General features: G+C 68.7%; 17 protein-coding genes. 9 read left to right on the plus strand and 8 right to left on the minus strand.

Annotation, left to right across the window (positions count from 1 at the left end):
• Nucleotides 1-74: 74 nt before the first annotated feature.
• The 6 genes from GLP40_RS23710 to GLP40_RS23735 are packed head-to-tail and all read right to left on the minus strand — an operon-like array spanning nt 75 to nt 5,694.
• Nucleotides 75-962, minus strand: coding sequence for a Cgl0159 family (beta/alpha)8-fold protein (locus GLP40_RS23710; protein ID WP_154790306.1), 888 nt, complete (start codon nt 960-962; stop codon nt 75-77).
• A complete protein-coding gene (gene iolC / locus GLP40_RS23715; protein ID WP_328290573.1) occupies nt 959-1,897 on the minus strand; it encodes a 5-dehydro-2-deoxygluconokinase in 939 nt (312 codons plus the stop codon). The genes GLP40_RS23710 and iolC overlap by 4 nt, the downstream gene beginning before the upstream one ends.
• Nucleotides 1,894-2,709 (minus strand): ATP-binding cassette domain-containing protein, encoded by an 816-nt coding sequence (locus GLP40_RS23720; protein ID WP_154790196.1) that lies wholly within the window; start codon nt 2,707-2,709, stop codon nt 1,894-1,896. Before GLP40_RS23720 ends, iolC begins: the two co-directional genes overlap by 4 nt.
• Nucleotides 2,706-3,761 carry an ABC transporter permease gene (locus GLP40_RS23725; protein ID WP_154790197.1) on the minus strand — a complete coding sequence of 352 codons (1,056 nt, stop codon included), beginning with the start codon at nt 3,759-3,761 and terminating at the stop codon, nt 2,706-2,708. Before GLP40_RS23725 ends, GLP40_RS23720 begins: the two co-directional genes overlap by 4 nt.
• A gap of 18 nt (nt 3,762-3,779) precedes the next feature.
• Nucleotides 3,780-4,775 carry a sugar ABC transporter substrate-binding protein gene (locus GLP40_RS23730; protein WP_154790198.1) on the minus strand — a complete coding sequence of 332 codons (996 nt, stop codon included), beginning with the start codon at nt 4,773-4,775 and terminating at the stop codon, nt 3,780-3,782.
• A gap of 16 nt (nt 4,776-4,791) precedes the next feature.
• Nucleotides 4,792-5,694, minus strand: a complete 903-nt coding sequence (locus tag GLP40_RS23735) for a TIM barrel protein (RefSeq protein ID WP_154790199.1) — start codon at nt 5,692-5,694, stop codon at nt 4,792-4,794.
• A 301-nt stretch (nt 5,695-5,995) separates the two neighbouring features.
• Between GLP40_RS23735 and GLP40_RS23740 the strand changes: the two genes are divergently transcribed.
• The 3 genes from GLP40_RS23740 (at nt 5,996) to GLP40_RS23750 (ending at nt 8,925) form a co-directional block, all read left to right on the plus strand.
• The gene (locus tag GLP40_RS23740; protein ID WP_154790200.1) at nt 5,996-7,000 is read left to right on the plus strand and encodes a LacI family DNA-binding transcriptional regulator; all 1,005 of its coding nucleotides are present in this window, start codon (nt 5,996-5,998) and stop codon (nt 6,998-7,000) included.
• 14 nt (nt 7,001-7,014) lie between these two features.
• Nucleotides 7,015-8,025, plus strand: coding sequence for a Gfo/Idh/MocA family protein (locus tag GLP40_RS23745; RefSeq protein WP_154790201.1), 1,011 nt, complete (start codon nt 7,015-7,017; stop codon nt 8,023-8,025).
• Between the two features lie 87 nt (nt 8,026-8,112).
• Complete coding sequence (locus GLP40_RS23750; protein WP_154790202.1) at nt 8,113-8,925, plus strand: hypothetical protein; 813 nt, start codon at nt 8,113-8,115, stop codon at nt 8,923-8,925.
• Nucleotides 8,926-9,064: 139 nt separating this feature from the next.
• Here GLP40_RS23750 and GLP40_RS23755 read toward each other — a convergent pair whose 3' ends face one another.
• On the minus strand, nt 9,065-9,682 hold the full coding sequence (locus tag GLP40_RS23755) for a LysE/ArgO family amino acid transporter (RefSeq protein ID WP_328290574.1): 618 nt from the start codon (nt 9,680-9,682) through the stop codon (nt 9,065-9,067).
• 73 nt (nt 9,683-9,755) lie between these two features.
• Here GLP40_RS23755 and GLP40_RS23760 point away from each other — a divergent pair, with 73 nt between their 5' ends.
• The 5 genes from GLP40_RS23760 to GLP40_RS23780 all read left to right on the plus strand — a co-directional run bounded on the left by GLP40_RS23760 (nt 9,756) and on the right by GLP40_RS23780 (nt 14,131).
• Complete coding sequence (locus GLP40_RS23760; RefSeq protein ID WP_154790204.1) at nt 9,756-10,634, plus strand: LysR family transcriptional regulator ArgP; 879 nt, start codon at nt 9,756-9,758, stop codon at nt 10,632-10,634.
• Nucleotides 10,635-10,756: 122 nt separating this feature from the next.
• Entirely contained in the window at nt 10,757-11,842 is a 1,086-nt protein-coding gene (locus GLP40_RS23765) for an S-(hydroxymethyl)mycothiol dehydrogenase (RefSeq protein ID WP_154790205.1), read from the plus strand.
• On the plus strand, nt 11,842-12,468 hold the full coding sequence (locus GLP40_RS23770) for an MBL fold metallo-hydrolase (protein ID WP_407671654.1): 627 nt from the start codon (nt 11,842-11,844) through the stop codon (nt 12,466-12,468). The genes GLP40_RS23765 and GLP40_RS23770 overlap by 1 nt, the downstream gene beginning before the upstream one ends.
• A gap of 165 nt (nt 12,469-12,633) precedes the next feature.
• Nucleotides 12,634-13,173 (plus strand): DUF4333 domain-containing protein, encoded by a 540-nt coding sequence (locus GLP40_RS23775; protein WP_154790207.1) that lies wholly within the window; start codon nt 12,634-12,636, stop codon nt 13,171-13,173.
• Between the two features lie 139 nt (nt 13,174-13,312).
• Entirely contained in the window at nt 13,313-14,131 is an 819-nt protein-coding gene (locus GLP40_RS23780; protein WP_154790208.1) for an LppU/SCO3897 family protein, read from the plus strand.
• A gap of 23 nt (nt 14,132-14,154) precedes the next feature.
• Here the strand turns inward: GLP40_RS23780 and GLP40_RS23785 are convergent, their stop codons facing one another.
• Complete coding sequence (locus GLP40_RS23785) at nt 14,155-15,243, minus strand: glutamate--cysteine ligase (protein WP_328290575.1); 1,089 nt, start codon at nt 15,241-15,243, stop codon at nt 14,155-14,157.
• 291 nt (nt 15,244-15,534) lie between these two features.
• Here GLP40_RS23785 and GLP40_RS23790 point away from each other — a divergent pair, with 291 nt between their 5' ends.
• Entirely contained in the window at nt 15,535-15,870 is a 336-nt protein-coding gene (locus tag GLP40_RS23790; RefSeq protein WP_154790209.1) for a TfoX/Sxy family protein, read from the plus strand.
• The last annotated feature ends 98 nt before the right edge of the window (nt 15,871-15,968 follow it).

The following is a 15,968-nucleotide window of genomic DNA, read 5'->3' on the forward strand; positions in this document are numbered from 1 at the left end:
CGTGCTCCGGCCGGGCAGGACATCGCGGCGCGGCGCGTCGCGAACGACGGTCGGGCCGGGGCGACGCGGCCCGCTCATCGCGCCGCCTCCAAGACGCGGGCCGCCGCCCGCACCGCGCCCTCGACGTCGCCCTCGGGAGGGTAGAGCAGGCTGCGGCCGACGACCAGGCCGCGGGCGACATCGTGGCGGAGGGCGGCGCCCCAGGACGCGAGGTCGTTCTCGGGGTCGCCGGAGGGGGCGCCGCCCAGGATCACGACGGGAAGGGTCGTGGCGTCGAGGACCGAGACATCCTCGGGAGCGGGGATTTTCAGCCACGTGTAGGCGGAGGTGAGCCCGAGACCGGATGCCACGGTGATGGCGCGTTGCAGCGAGGCGGGGTCCTTGTGCATGGTCAGCGTGCCGGACGCGTCGCGGGCGTAGGGCAGCGGTTCGACCATGGCCATGAGTCCGTGCTCGGCCAGTTCGGAGACGGCGCGGGCGCAGGCTTCCAGCGTGGCAATGGTGCCCGGGTCCGAATCCACCAGGCGCAGCAGCATTTTCCCGCCGTCGAGGCGGAATTTCACCAGGGATTCGGCATCGTATCCGGTGAAGCGGTCGTCGATCTCCCAGTCTGCCCCGGCCAGCCCGCCGCGATTCATGGAGCCGATGACGATCTTCTTGTGCACGGCGTCGAGCAGGAGCAGCTCCTCCACGATGTCGGGTGAGCCCACCACGCCATCCACAGCCGGGTTGTCCAGCGCGATGAGCAGCCGCTCCAGCAGGGTGCGTCGGTCGGCCATGGCGGTGCGGTCCGCGCCGACGCCCAGCGCACCCCGGGCGGGGTGATCGGCCGCCACCAGGAACAGGGTTCCCCTGTCCGACAGCAGATTCGGGCGGCGGCGCCGGTCCGCGTAGGCGCGCCGGACGGCCTCGGGGTCCGTGGCGCGGGTGTGCAGCAGCTCGTACCAGCGCGCATCGGTCAGGTGCACAGCATCTCCTCGATCTCGGCATCGGTCGGCATGGCGTCGGCGCAGGCCAACCGCGAGGCCACCAGCGCGCCGGCGGCATTGGCGTAGGCGGCCAGGCGATGCGGCGCCCAGCCGGACAGCAGCCCGTGGATCAATGCGCCCCCGAAGCCGTCACCCGCGCCCAGCCCGCACAGCACCTCGACCCGGCAGGGCGGCACCGTCCAGCGCTCGGCCGCGGTCGCGATGAGCACACCCTCCGCCCCGCGTTTGACCACGGCCAGCCGTACCCCACGCGCCAGCAGCCGGTCCGCGGCCTGATCGGGATCGGCCGTGCCGACCGCCACCTCCACCTCGGTCCGGTTGCCCACCACCACGGTCACGTGATCGACCATCCAGCCGATCTCGGCGCGCGCGGTCTCCACATCGGGCCAGAACATGGGCCGGTAGTCCAGATCCAGCACGGTGTGCCCGCGCCGCGCTCGGCGTTCCAGGATCGCCCGCTGGGTGGTGCGGCCGGGCTCGGCGCTCACCCCGGTCCCGGTCACCCACAGTAGGGGCACGGAATCGACCACGTCCCAGGGGATCTCGCCCTCGGTGAGGGTGAGGTCCGGTGCGATGGGCGCACGATAGAACAGCAGCGGCGGGTCGGCGGGCGGTGTGAGTTCGCAGAACACCACCGGCGTCTGCAAATGCGCCGCCGTCCCGACGTACCGCGCCGACACCCCGAACCCCTCCAGCGCGTCCCGCACGAAGTCCCCGAACCCGTCCGGGCCGACCTTGGTCAGCACCGCGGCGCGGCGACCCAGTCGCGCCGCCGCCACCGCCACGTTGGTGGCCGTGCCGCCGAGGAATTTCGCGAAGGTCCGCACCTCGGCGAGCGGCACTCCGCTCTGCTCGGGATAGAGGTCGACGCCGACCCGGCCGATCGTCAACACCTCCAGCTCCGTCACGACACCACCCGCTCCAATTCGTGTTGCAGCGCCTCGAGTTCCGCGCCTCCCGCCATCTGTCGGGTCAGCTCGGTGAGGTCGATCGCGGATTTTTCGTAGCTCCCCAACATGGCGCCACGTTTGAGCAGCAGAAAGCGGTCACCGACCGGATAGGCGTGATGCGGGTTGTGGGTGATCAGCACCACGCCCAGTCCACGATCACGCGCCTGCACGACATACCGCAGCACGACACCGGCCTGCTTCACACCCAGTGCCGCGGTCGGCTCATCGAGGATGAGCACCTTGGCCCCATAGTGGACCGCCCGCGCGATGGCCACGCACTGGCGCTGACCGCCGGACAGCGTCCCCACCGGCTGTTCCAGATCAGGAATATCGATACCCATGTCCGCGAGACCTTTTCGGGCGATGTCGCGCGCCTGCCTGCGGTCCAGCAGCTCGATCGGGCCGTAGCGCTTCACGGGCTCCGAGCCGAGCACGAAATTGCGCCACACGCTCATCAGGGGCACCACCGCCAGATCCTGGTAGACCGTGGCGATACCGAGGTCCAAAGCCGCACGAGGCGAGGACAATCGCACGGGCTGCCCCGCGATGCGCAGTTCCCCGCTGTCGTGCCGGTGCACACCCGCCAGGATCTTGATCAGCGTGGACTTGCCCGCGCCATTGTCACCCAGGACGCAGGTGACCTCGCCGGCCTCGACCACCGTCGACACGTCGCGCAGCGCCACCACGCCGCCGTAGCTCTTTCCGATGCCGACCGTTTCGATGAGCGGCGCCACGGCCGCCTCGACGCTGTCCTTGTCCGTCGCGGTCATCGGCGTGCCCTTTCCGCCCGCTTCTTGAATGCGTTGTTGACCAGTACGGCCGAGAACAGCAGCACGCCGAGGAACAGCATGAACCAGTCGCTGTTCCAGCCCGCCAGCACGATGCCCTGCCGTGCCATACCGAAGATGAGCGCCCCGATGGCCGCGCCCACCACCGACCCGAACCCGCCGGTGAGCAGGCAGCCGCCGATCACCGCCGCGATGATGTACTGGAATTCCAGTCCCACACCCTGATTGGCCTGCACGCTGGCGAAGCGCAGGAGATTGCACGCGCCCACGATCCAGCCCGCGAAGGCGGTGGTCATGAAGAGCAGGATCTTGGTGCGGGTGGCGGGCACACCGACCGCGCGGGCGGTGGGCAACGAGCCGCCGACCGCGAAGACCCAATTGCCGAACCGGGTGCGCGTCAGCACGATCGCCGCGATGACGCTGACCACGATCCACCACACCACCGACGCCTTGATGCCGGCGCTTCCGATCTTGGTGGTGGAGGCGAAAACCCAACCGGCGGACTGGTATCCGTCCGCGCCACGCACGCCCGACACCTGCACGGTGCCGGTCGCCCACCGCGTCACACCGAGATTCAGACCCTGCAAGGCCAGGAAGGTGCCCAGGGTGACGATGAAGCTCGGCAGCCCGGTGCGCATCACCACCCAGCCGTTGAGCGCGCCCACCATGAGCGCGAAAGCCAGCGAAACCACCAGCGCGAACCACACATTCCAGCCCGCGTGCACCGCCAGCAGCCCCGTGATCAGGGCGGTGGAGGCGGTCATCACACCGGTGGACAGGTCGAACTCCCCGCCGATCATGAGCATGGCCACCGCCACCGCCATGATGCCGAGCGTGGAGGCGTCGTCCAGCCAGGTCGAAATGCCCAGCGGCTTCAGGAATTTGGTGGTGATGATGCTGAAGAACACGAACACCACCACCGCGCCCAGCAGCGCGCCCACCTCGGGGCGGGCCACCACCCGGTTGAGAACGGCCGGCCGGTCCGGCGGCAGCTCGACCGTCGTTGTCTCGGACGCCTCTGTCGTAGTAGTCATTTCACCGCTCCCGCCGGTTCACCGTGTGCCCTGGCCGACCAGCGCGGCGACGGCATCGACATTGCTCTTGTCCACGAACGCCGGACCGGTCTGCACCGGATGGCCGCCGCCCACGGTGTTCAGGTTCGACCTGTAGAGCTTCAACATGACAACCGGCAGATAGCCCTGCTCATACTGCTGCTGATCCACCGCGAACAACAGCGTCCCGGCCCGGATCGCGCTCGCCACATCGGAATTCAGGTCGAAGGTGGCCACCGTCGCCTTCGAAGCGGACTCCGTCGCCGCGTCCACCGCGCGGGCGGCGATCTGCGAGTTCAGCGTCAGCACGGCGTCGATGGAGCGGTCAGCCTCCAGCGCGCCCTTGATGCGGGCCTGCGCATCGGTCGGGTTGTTGATATCCACCTGGAGAGTGGTCGTGGTACCGAAGCCCTGGGCCGCACCGGCGCAGCGTTCGTTCGCGCCGACGTTCCCAGCCTCGTGAATCACGCACAGCAGCTTGTGCTTTCCGGCGTCGGCCAGGCGCTTCCCGGCGGATTCACCGGCCATGCGCTCACTTTGGCCGACATGGCCGATGGCCCCGAACCGGACGCTCTCGGCCTCACCGGAGTTGATGGTCACCACGGGAATGCCCGCGGCGACGGCCTTCTCGACCGAGGGCTTCAGCGCGTCCGGATCGGCCATGGACACCACCAGCCCGTCCACGCCCTGCGCCACGGCATTGTCGATGAGCTTGGCCTGCTGAGTGGGATCGCCCGAAGAGTTGTACTCGACGCGGACCCCGAGGTCCTTCCCGGCCGCTTCCGCGCCGTTCTTGACCCCATTCCAGAAGGCGTCACCGGGCGACCCGTGGGTCACCACGGCCACCGATGTCAGGGTGCCCACCGCGACCGGGGCCCGGGTGGGTCCGGTGACATCGGCGCCCGGGCCGCTACAGGCCGCGAGCACGGCCGCCGCCGCGAGCCAGGGCGACAGGCGCAGCCAGCGGGGATGGTGGGGTCGGGAGTTTGCGGACATCGTCGTCACCTCCCCGCTAGATCCGAGCCGAGGCGAGACCGGCGCCGATCTCGGCCAGGAATCGCAGACTTCGTCGAGCGTCATGCGTCGGGACCTCAGCGGCATCACCGGGGCGCAGCGCGGCGTCCTGCTCGATCACGTACCAGCCGCGGTATCCCCCGGCGTACGTCTCGCGGACCAGGGTGGCGATGTCGACATCGCCGGAACCCAGCGGTACGTAGAGCCCCTGCCGGACGGCCTCGCTGTATTCGATACCCCCGCCGCGCACTTCGGCTGCCAGGGCGGTTCGGACATCCTTGAGATGGATGTGCCCGAGGCGGTCCGCGTGGCGGCGAGCCAGGTCGACCGGGTCGGTGCCGCCGATGAGCAGGTGCCCGGTGTCCAGGCAGAGGTCCACCTCGGAGTCGGCGAGGAAGCGATCCACGGCGGCCGCCGTCTCGACGTGGGTGCCCACGTGCGGGTGCAGGGCCAGGCGCAGGCCGTGCGCGGCGGCGATCTCACCGATCGTGGCCGCGGTGTCGACGAGGGTCCGCCATTCGCGGTCGTCGAGGGGCGTCCGGGTGTCGTACCCGTCCTGGCCGGTGGCGGCGGCCAGCACCAGGATCTCGGCGCCGGCCGCCGCGAACCGCGCGGCCGCGGCGCGGGCGGCGGCCGATGCCCGGCCGGGGTCCCGGTGCAGCGCCAGGGCGAGGAAGCCGCCGATCGGCGCGATACCGTACGCGCTCACCATCTCCCGTAGCTCGACGGGGTCCTCGGGTAGGTAGCCCGGCGGGCCGAACTCGGTGGCGGTGATGCCGAGGCCCGCCATTTCGGTCAGGACCGTGCCCGGGTCGAGGACATGCCCCCAGCCGGGAACTTCGCAGACTCCCCAGGAGATCGGCGCGGCGGCGATGCGCAATGGATGGAGCGGTTCGGTCATCGGTACTTCCCAGACCCGTCGTTGGCCATCGTGTGAGGCGCTCCGCGTCACGCGGGATGCGCGGGATTGGAGCGCTCCAACAATGTAACCTGGCTCACTCTCATGTCAAGGGTCCGACATACGCCGGAAAGTAGCCATAATGCACGGAAAACACTGCCTTCCAGGCGAAATGGAGACCAATATAAACGCTCCGGATAGCCGATTAGAGCGCTCTATTGCCCCGGCCCGCGGCAACGCTGTAGCGTGCGACACACACCGATCCGGACCGCTGCATCCACTGCCGAGCACCTCGGAGGCGACCATGACCAGACCGACCATGGAGGACGTCGCCGCTCGGGCCGGCGTCTCCCGAGCGCTGGTCTCGCTGGTCATGCGGAATTCACCCAAGGTCAGCGAACACCGCCGCCACGCGGTACTGGCGGCCGCCGCCGAGCTCGGCTACCAGCCGCACGCCATGGCCCGGTCACTGGCCAGCCGCACCTCCAATATCGTCGGCGTCATGGTTTCGGACCTGCGCAATCCCTTCTTCGCCGATGTGGTCGAGGGCATGGACGAGGCGGCGAAGGAGACCGGGCTGGAGCTCATCCTCAATACCGGCCGCCGCAGTGCGGCGCGGGAACGCGCCGCACTGGAGAGCCTGCTGGCCTTCCGACCGGGCGGGGTCATCCTGCTCTCACCGGTGCTGCCCGCCTCCGCCATTCGCGACGCGGCGGCCCGTTGCCCGGTCGTGCTGGTCTCGCGCACCTCCACGAGCCCCGCCGTCGACACCGTCAATGACGACGGCGAACTCGGTGCGGCCCTGGCCGTGGATCACCTTGTCGCGCTGGGCCACCGGCGCGTCGTGCACGTCGACGGCGGCGCCGCCTTCGCGGCCCCGCCGCGGCGCAAGGGCTACACCGCCGCCATGAGCCGCTACGGCCTCGAACCCGTGGTGATCCCCAGCGAGCACACCGACGAGGCCGGGGCCGCCGCGGTCCGCAAGCTGCTGAACATCTTCTCCCCCAGCAACTTTCCCACCGCACTGGTGTGCGGCAACGATTTCAACGCCGTGGGCGCGATGGCCGCGCTCGAGGAGGCGGGACTGCGGGTGCCCGAGGACGTTTCGGTCGTCGGGTACGACAACACCTCGCTGGCGGCGCTGCGGCACGTCGCGCTCACCACCATCGACCAGCCGCGCAACCGGATCGGCCGGCTGGCCGTCCACGCCCTCGCCGAGCGACTGCGCGAGGACCGCACCGATCCGGTGCGCAAACGCCTCGAGCCGTCGCTCGTCGTCCGGTCGACCACCGCCCCACCCCGCGACTGACAGGAGCCATCGCCATGTCCCCGATCACAGTGGGCCTCGCCGGCACCGGCCGCATCGGAGCCTCCCACGCCGAAACCCTCAGGGCCCTGCCGGGTGTGGGCGCGGTCATGGTCACCGACGCCGACACCGAACGCGCCCGCGCCACAGCCGACAAGCTCGAGGTGCGGTTCGCCCCCGATATCGAGGCGCTGTTCGCCGCCGATATCGACGGCCTGGTCGTCACCACCGCCACCGACTCCCATCCCGCCCTCATCACCGCCGCCGTCGACCGCGGCATCCCGGTCTTCTGCGAAAAGCCCATCGCCGCCGACATTCTCGGCACGCTGCGGGTGGTCGAACACCTGGAGCGCTCGAATGTCCCGGTACAGATCGGCTTCCAGCGCCGCTTCGACGCCGGATACCGGGCCGCCCGCGCCGCCATCGCCGCCGGCGACCTGGGCTGGATCCACACCCTGCGCGCCACCACCCTCGACCCCGCCCCGCCGCCCGCCGAATACGTTCCCCGCTCCGGGGGTCTGTTCCGCGATTGCGGCGTCCACGATTTCGACATCATCCGCTGGGTCAGCGGCCGCGAGGTGGTGGAGGTCTACGCCACCGGCTCCAATCGCGGGGAGCGGTTCTTCGCCGACGCGGGCGATGTCGACACCGCCGCGGTGGTGCTGCGCCTGGACGACGGCTCCCTGGCCAGTGTCGCGCTGAGCCGCTACAACGGCGCGGGCTACGACGTGCGCCTGGAGGTGCTGGGCTCCAAGGGGAACGCGATCGTCGGACTCGACGAGCGCGCGCCGCTGCACTCGGTGGAACCCGGCTACCCGCCCTCCGCCCTGCCCGCCTACCCCGGCTTCATGGACCGCTTCCACGGCGCCTACACCGAGGAACTCGCCACCTTCCTGGACCTGATCGCCGGCCGAGCGGCCAACCCGTGCCCGCCCGCCGACGCCCTGGAGGCCTTCTACATCGCCGAGGCCTGCGAGCTGTCCCGGCATCAGGGCAGACCGGTGCGGCTGGCCGATATCCGCCGCTGAAACTCGTGCTACCGCGGGGCGGCATCCCCGTTTACCCTCGGTGTGCCCGGTGATCACAGCGGGACCACCGAGACGAGAGCTATTGGGATGAGCGGTAATTCGATACCACCGGGCTATCATCCGCAGGACGAGCTGTGGACGCAGGACACCGTGGTGTTCGACGCGGTGCGCGACGACCACGAGCCCCCGGGCGAGCCTCGGGGCAACCGCCCGAAGGAGTCGAAGGCCAGCAAATACGCCATCATCGGGCTGACCGCGACGATCGCGGTGTCGGTGCTCGCCATCGGCGGCCTGGTCGTGTCGGGCCACAGCCGCTGGGATGCGGCGCCGACCACGGCGAACGGCCCCGCACCGACACGCATCCTGCTCACGACGACCACCTCGGCGCGGCCCACCACGACGACCGCGCCGCAAGCGGCCGACGTGACGACCGCGCCCGACCCCACCACGACCACCGCCGCGACATCCGCCACCACAACCACCACCGCGACGGCTACGGTCATCGCGGTCGGCGGACCATGCGGCCAGACGGGCCAGACCGCCGTCACCGCCGACGGCATGGTGCTGACCTGCGATGTGGCCGGAGACTCCACACCGCGCTGGCTGCCGATCACCAAGCCCTCGCTCGGATTCCCGTGCAATGCCACCGAAGCCGGGACCTTCGGCTACGCGGCCAACGGCGGCCAGCTGGTGTGCACCCGGCGAAACGGAACCAACGGGACGCCGTCCTACGTCTGGGACAGTCCCGGCGCAGTGACCGGCGGGAAGCACGAACCCGGCGAGATCTGCAATCTCAAGAAGGACGTAGTGGCCCAATCGTCGAGCGGCCGGGCCGTCTACTGCATGCCCGCCAACGGCTCCAACAGCCCCTATATCGGCACGTGGAAGACCGTGTCCTGAAACCCGTCTCCCGGAGAGCGACGACACCCGGCTGGATCGGCTGGGTGAGGATGTCGGAGACGCCCACACCTCCGCGACCCCCCGGCATCGCCCCGTGCCAGGTCACCGCCGCGACGGCGCTCACCGTCGAAGGACGGCACTAGCTGACCAGCAAACCGACAGCGAGACCCGTCATGACGACCGCGATCACCGAATCCAGCACTCGCCACGCCGTCGGCTTCGCGAATACCGGGGCCAGCAGGCGCGCGCCGAAGCCGAGCGACACGAACCAGATCAGGCTGCCCGCAATGGCTCCCGCGGTCAGGAACCAGCGGTCCGGTGTGGCATAGGTACTGGCGAAGGAACCCAGCAGCACGACCGTGTCCAGATACGCGTGCGGGTTGAGCCAGGTGACGGCCAGGCAGGTGGCGATGGCCGCGCCCAGCGCGAGGGGGGCGCCGCCGCCCGCAGACAGCCCCGATGCCGCGAAAGCGCGTTTGGCGGCGAGGAAGGCGTACCCCAGCAGGAAGACCGCGCCCGCGTATTTGGCGACTGTCATCACCATCGGTGCGGCGTTCACGATCTTCCCGAAGCCCGCCACGCCCAGCGTCATGAGGATCACGTCGGAGCCGACGCACAACGTGACCACCGGCAGGACATGCTCACGTCGAATGCCCTGCCGCAGCACGAACGCGTTCTGCGCGCCGATCGCCACGATGAGGGAGAGTCCGAAGCCGAGTCCCGAAATGGCCGCGAGGGCCGCCGATGATGCGTTCACGGTTTCGAAATTAAGGCAACCGTCCAGCACCAGGCCAGCTAAAGATTCTGATGCACCATTAGGATTTCTTACTATGGATCTGCAGCTCGACCAACTGCGCGCCCTGGACGCCGTCATCAGCGAGGGCACCTTCGACGCCGCCGCCCGCAAGCTCAGCGTGACACCCTCGGCAATCAGCCAGCGCATCAAGGCGCTGGAGGACGCGGCGGGCCGCATCCTGGTGCAGCGCACCAAACCGGTACGGCCCACCGAATCCGGGCTGACGGTGCTGCGGCTGGCGCGCCAGATCCAACTGCTCACCGGCGACACCGCGCGCGAACTCGGCGACGTGCACCAGCCCGGCGACGGCCCGGTGGTCATACCCATTGCCGTCAATGCCGATTCGCTGCAGACATGGGTCATCCCCGCGCTCGGCCGCGCGGCCGCCGGGGTGTCGTTCGAGATCCACCGCGAGGACGAAGAGCACACCACCCGCCTTCTGCGCGACGGCACCGTCATGGCCGCCATCACCTCCACCGCCGCACCGGTGCAGGGTTGCACGGTGCGTCGCCTGGGGGCCATGCGCTATCGCCCGATGGCACAACCCGAATTCGCGCGCACCTGGTTTCCCGACGGGGCGAATGCCAAGTCGTTCGCACACGCACCCGTGGTGCTCTTCGACCGCAAGGACGACCTGCAGTTCCGACTCATGCGGCATTACACCCGCAAGCCCGTGGACCCGCCCCGGCATTACATCCCGTCCTCGGCCGGGTTCCATGACGCGGTGCGGGTCGGCATGGGCTGGGGCATGATCCCGGACCTCATGATTCACCCCGAGGACGCGCTGGTTCCGCTGGATGAGAAGGTATTCGTGGATATCCCGCTGTACTGGCAACAATGGCGACTGGATTCGCCCGCGCTCACCCTCGTCGCGGCCACGATCGCCGAAGCCGCCGAGCACGCGCTGCTATGAAACGCAATAGGTTGTGATCGGCCACAAGGAGATTCGTTTTCCGTGTCACGGGGTAATAGATGACGTGGGCGGGGCCGGGTGCCATAGTCGAAGGCATTGCGGTTAGCCAGGAAGGAATTTCGTTGTCCCAAACTGTGCGGGGCGTCATCGCACGCTCGAAGAACGCCCCGGTGGAAGTCACCGACATCGTGATCCCGGACCCGGGTCCGGGAGAGGCCGTGGTGCGGGTGCAGGCCTGCGGGGTCTGCCACACCGACCTGCACTACCGCGAGGGCGGCATCAACGACGAATTCCCCTTCTTACTCGGGCACGAGGCCGCCGGCATCGTGGAATCGGTGGGCGAGGGCGTCACCGATGTGGAGCCCGGGGATTTCGTCATTGTGAATTGGCGGGCGGTCTGCGGCTCCTGTCGCGCCTGCCGCAAGGGCAAGCCCTGGTACTGCTTCTCGACCTTCAACGCGGCACAGCCGATGACGCTCACCGACGGCACCCCGCTCACTCCGGCCCTGGGCATCGGCGCCTTCGCCGAGAAGACGCTGGTGCATGCCGGGCAATGCACCAAGGTGGATCCGAGCGTCTCCCCCGCCGCCGCGGGTCTGCTGGGTTGCGGTGTCATGGCCGGACTGGGCGCGGCCATCAATACCGGTGGCGTGAGCCGCGGCGACTCGGTCGCCGTCATCGGCTGCGGCGGCGTCGGCAATGCCGCCATCGCGGGCGCCAAGCTGGCGGGCGCGACCACCATCATCGCCGTCGATATCGACGAGCGGAAACTGGAGTGGGCCACCGGATTCGGGGCCACCCACACCGTCAACGCCGCCAAAGAGGACGCGGTGGAACGGGTTCAGGAACTCACCGACAGCTTCGGCGCGGATGTGGTGATCGACGCCGTGGGCCGCCCGGAAACCTGGAAGCAGGCCTTCTATGCGCGCGATCTGGCGGGCACCGTGGTGCTGGTCGGCGTGCCGACGCCGGACATGACCCTCGAGATGCCGCTCATCGACTTCTTCTCGCGCGGTGGATCGCTGAAGTCCTCGTGGTACGGCGACTGCCTGCCCTCGCGCGACTTCCCCTACCTGATCGAGCTCTACCAGCAGGGCCGGCTGGACCTGGACGGGTTCGTGTCCGAGACCATCGCACTCGACGAGGTCGAGGCGGCCTTCACCAAGATGCACCACGGTGACGTGCTGCGATCGGTGGTGGTGTTCTGATGGCGCACATCGACCACACCGTCACCGTCGGCACCTTCACCCTCGACAACGAGACCTTCGACGTCGACAACAATGTCTGGGTGGTGGGCGACGACCTGGAGTGCGTCGTCATCGACGCGCCGCACGATGTCGCCGCCATCCTGGATGCCATCGGCACCCGCGAGGTCAAGGCCATCCTGCTCACTCACGCGCACGACGACCACGTGCGCGTCGCACCCGAATTGTCCAGGGCCACCGGCGCTCCCGTGCTCATGCACCCGGACGACCTGGTGCTGTGGCAGCTCACCCACCCCGGAACCAGCCCCGACGGCGAGCTGACGGACAAGCAGGTGATCGAGGTCGGCGGGACCGAGCTGCACGTGCTGCACACCCCGGGCCACGCGCCGGGGGCGGTCTGCTTCTACTCCCCCGATCTGGGCGTGGTCTTCACCGGCGACACCCTGTTCCATGGCGGTCCGGGCGCCACCGGGCGGTCCTACTCCGACTACGGCACCATTGTCGAGTCGATCGCCGACCGGCTGCTCGGCCTCCCGCCGGAGACCCTGGTGCACACCGGCCACGGCGAATCCACCACCATCGGCGCGGAATCCCCGCAACTCGAGGAATGGCGCGGGCGCGGTGACTGACCGATAGACGCCGATCCGGTCCGGCGCGATGCTCCGGACCGGACACCTGTCAAGGTCTCTAATTCACCCCCCAATGCGGCGTGCCAGCGCCGGACACGCAGGCTTCGCCAGTTTCGCACTCTCATTTTCAAGATTTTCTCGGCAATCCCGCGCCTAGAGTTGTCCATGAGAAAACTGACAGCCGCTCTGGCTTTGACGTTGGTGCCGATCCTCGCTGTGGGATGTTCCTCGTCCGGCTCCAGCTCGGTGAGCAAGAGCGACGTGCAGACCAAGGCCGGCAGCTTCTACAAGGACAAGTCGCACGAGGACGCGAAGACCGTGTCCTGCGACGGAAGTCTGCCCGCCAAGGTGGACGCTGCCCAGACCTGTACCGCCACCGCGGCGGACGGGCAGACGTGGGCCATCAACGCGAAGGTCACCAAGGTGGACGGCAATGACGTCTACTACGACCTGAGCATCACCGACGCCTTCGTCGCACCCGACGACGTAGCCTCGAGCGTCTCGAACTTCTATCAGCAGAAGGTGGGCATGGCTCCGCAGTCCTCCACCTGCAACGGTCTGCTACGCGGCGCCACCAGCTCGACCATCCGCTGCGTGGTGACCGAGGCCGACGGCACCCGCTGGGGTGTCACCGCCAAGACCACGAATGTGGAGGGCTCGAAGGTCAACTACGACATGATCGTGGACGAGCAGCCGATGCCGTAATCCCAGATACTGGACGGGTGTTCAGGCTGGAATCTGCGGTAGTGACCGTGGTGTGTTTCAATACGGCGGTTTCCAGCTTCACCCCAGGGGGATTCTCGGCTTGTCCACGCCCGAATCATCGTTCGGCACAACCCGATCCGTGCCGGGCCCGAATCGTCCCGCGCCGGATCCGGCCCAGTTCGCCACCGCCAATGGCGTCTACTGCCTGTACTGCGGGTCCACTCCCGCCATCGACCTCGACTTCCGCGCCCACTGCGCCGTCATCATCCTGATGTGGTTCCGGAAGCAGCCCGGGCCCTACTGCCGCCCGTGCGGCCTGGCCGCCTTCCGGAAGATGACCGGCGACAGCCTGATTCAGGGTTGGTGGGGGCCGCTGTCGTTCGCTCTCTTCAACCCGATCACTGTCCTCGCGAACCTGGTGAATCGGGCGCGCTTGGCGCAGTTGCCGCCGCCGATTCCGGGTGCGCCGACCCTGCCGATGGATCCGGGCACACCGCTGTTCGTCCGGCCGCAGATCCTCGGTCTGCTGGTCCCGATCGTGCTGGTGGGGTGGCTGGTCAGCAGCGGCGGAAACAGTTCGAGTTCGGCCGATCTCGATAAAAACCGCTATCTGGACGCGCCGGCGACGACCTACCCACTCAACATCGCCCCGGTCGCACCGTCGATCCCGGTCACGCCGACGACGCCCGCGGTTCGCGACGCCGAGTCGGCCATCGTCGGAGACTGCGTGCGCGATAAGAACGGCGACATCGCCAAGGACGACCACCCTGCGGTCGAGGCGGTGCCGTGCAGCGATCCGCGCGCCCAGGCGACGGTGCTGGCCAAGCCGTTGGGGCCGACCGGGGACGCCGAGTGCGACAGCGAGTACCCGAACACCGACGTGATCATCACGCACGCGACCGGTCATGCCGGCGATCCGGAAATCGAGGACTTCGCGCTCTGTCTGGTGTTGAAGTAGCCCGGCCACGCCGCTGAACCGGGCTACCGGCAGGTGTACAGCGTGGCCTCCGCGAGTTCACCCACCACGTCGGAGAGGTCGCCGCGGGCGTGAAACGCGTCGAGTTGCCGGCGCGCCCCATTGCCGCGGGCCAGCAACGCGGCCACGGTATCGGTGACGAAGCCGAGGTCGTCCAGCTGTTCCAGAGCGGGCCGGATGCGGTCGATGAGCCGGGTCAGCAGATCCTCCACCGGGACTGTGCGTCCGTCGAGGGGATCGATGGCCGCCCCGTCGATGCCCTCGCGGGCCGCTTTCCAATATGCCGCGCGCAGTGTGTCCTCCGCGACGCGCGGCGCGGAATCGGTTGCGCGAGCGGTCATTGCGCTCGCGCGCACCAGGCTGGCCAGCAGCGCCGACTCCTCCACGGTGGCGGGCACGTCGCTGACCCGCACCTCCACCGTCGGAAAGGTGCTGGAGGGCCGCACGTCCCAATAGACCATCTTGCGGTCCAGGATGACGCCCAGCGACAGCATGGACTCCACGGCCGCCTCGAACTCGCCGACCGAGCCGAAGTACGGCGGCGGTCCGGCGCTGGGCCAGCGCCGCCACAGAATATTGCGCCAGCTGTGGTAGCCGGTTTCGACGCCGCGGTAGATGGCCGAGTTGGCGGTGAGCGCCAGCAGCAGCGGCAGCCAGGGCCGCAGGAAGTTGCTCACCTGCAGCGCGGCGGCCCGGTCCGGCACCGCCACGTGCACGTGGCAGCCGCACAGGCCCTGTTCGTACGCCAGCCGGCCGAAGCTCTCTGCGATCCGGCGATAGCGCGGGGTGGCGGTGATGGAGAGTTCTTCCGGGACGGTCGGCGGCACCGCCGCGGCGAGCAGCAGCGCATCGTTCTTCTCCGCGCAGGCCGCGGCGCCGCGCCGCAATTCCCGCAGTTCCCGAAGCAGATCACCGGTGTTCGTGTGCACGCGCGTGCTGGTTTCCACCTGGCACCGCATTATTTCCAATTGCAGATCCATGCCGAAATCCGCTGCGGTCCGTACGACGTCGGCATTTCTGCCGATCGGCGCGCCACTGAGCGGATCCACGAGGAGAAACTCCTCTTCGACACCAATGGTCGGCGGGGCTTCCACTCATCATGTGTACCTCATCGATGGCCCCCGACACATGCCGGAGTGGTCTCTCCGGATCGAACCCTGCCGCCGGACGCCGCCCGAACGGTCACTCGGACCGCCAGCGGCCGCATCTACGGCTTCGCCCCCTCCGACCAGGACGGTTGGTACAGCGGATGTCGGCGCGAAGGATCCCCGCGTCGGCGCCACCGGGCGGGACGCGGGCCTGTGCAACATCATCGGCAATGGGGTGGCGATCCGGGCCCTGCGTCCTGGACCGAGCTGTCGGTGGGGTGGCTCAGAATGGCGGATATGGCATACGACGAGGAACTTCCGGACCGGATTCGGGATGTGCTCGGGCCCGAGTTGGTGAACGTGGTCGAGAAGAAGATGTTCGGTGGACTGGCGTTTCTGGTGGGCGGCAATATGGCCGTGGCGGCCAGCGGCAAGGGTGGGCTGCTGGTGCGCACCGATCCCGATACGTCAGGTTCGCTGGTGAAGGCGGGCTCGGTCGAACCGATGGAGATGGGGAGCACGACGATGAACGGGTGGCTGCGGGTGACCAGCGCGACCGTGGCCGATGAGGACGCGCTCGACGAGTGGGTGCGGCGCGGAATCGAGTTCGCGAAGACGCTGCCGCCCAAGTAGGGCATATGGTGTGCGTCTGGGCACAGCATATGCCCGGCTGTGGCTCAGCACACTGAATCACCAGCTGCCGCAAGGGGTTTGTCGATTTCTGTCATCCC

The organism is Nocardia aurantiaca (assembly GCF_009708175.1).
Classification (GTDB): Bacteria; Actinomycetota; Actinomycetes; order Mycobacteriales; family Mycobacteriaceae; genus Nocardia; species Nocardia aurantiaca.

What these genes read in the sequence shown, in the direction of transcription:
- GLP40_RS23720 (WP_154790196.1), bottom strand. Translation starts at nt 2,709, where the DNA reads ATGACCGCGACGGACAAGGACAGCGTCGAGGCGGCCGTGGCGCCGCTC.
- GLP40_RS23725 (WP_154790197.1), bottom strand. Translation starts at nt 3,761, where the DNA reads ATGACTACTACGACAGAGGCGTCCGAGACAACGACGGTCGAGCTGCCG.
- GLP40_RS23730 (WP_154790198.1), bottom strand. Translation starts at nt 4,775, where the DNA reads ATGTCCGCAAACTCCCGACCCCACCATCCCCGCTGGCTGCGCCTGTCG.
- GLP40_RS23735 (WP_154790199.1), bottom strand. Translation starts at nt 5,694, where the DNA reads ATGACCGAACCGCTCCATCCATTGCGCATCGCCGCCGCGCCGATCTCC.
- GLP40_RS23740 (WP_154790200.1), top strand. Translation starts at nt 5,996, where the DNA reads ATGACCAGACCGACCATGGAGGACGTCGCCGCTCGGGCCGGCGTCTCC.
- GLP40_RS23745 (WP_154790201.1), top strand. Translation starts at nt 7,015, where the DNA reads ATGTCCCCGATCACAGTGGGCCTCGCCGGCACCGGCCGCATCGGAGCC.
- GLP40_RS23750 (WP_154790202.1), top strand. Translation starts at nt 8,113, where the DNA reads ATGAGCGGTAATTCGATACCACCGGGCTATCATCCGCAGGACGAGCTG.
- GLP40_RS23760 (WP_154790204.1), top strand. Translation starts at nt 9,756, where the DNA reads ATGGATCTGCAGCTCGACCAACTGCGCGCCCTGGACGCCGTCATCAGC.
- GLP40_RS23770 (WP_407671654.1), top strand. Translation starts at nt 11,842, where the DNA reads ATGGCGCACATCGACCACACCGTCACCGTCGGCACCTTCACCCTCGAC.
- GLP40_RS23775 (WP_154790207.1), top strand. Translation starts at nt 12,634, where the DNA reads ATGAGAAAACTGACAGCCGCTCTGGCTTTGACGTTGGTGCCGATCCTC.
- GLP40_RS23790 (WP_154790209.1), top strand. Translation starts at nt 15,535, where the DNA reads ATGGCATACGACGAGGAACTTCCGGACCGGATTCGGGATGTGCTCGGG.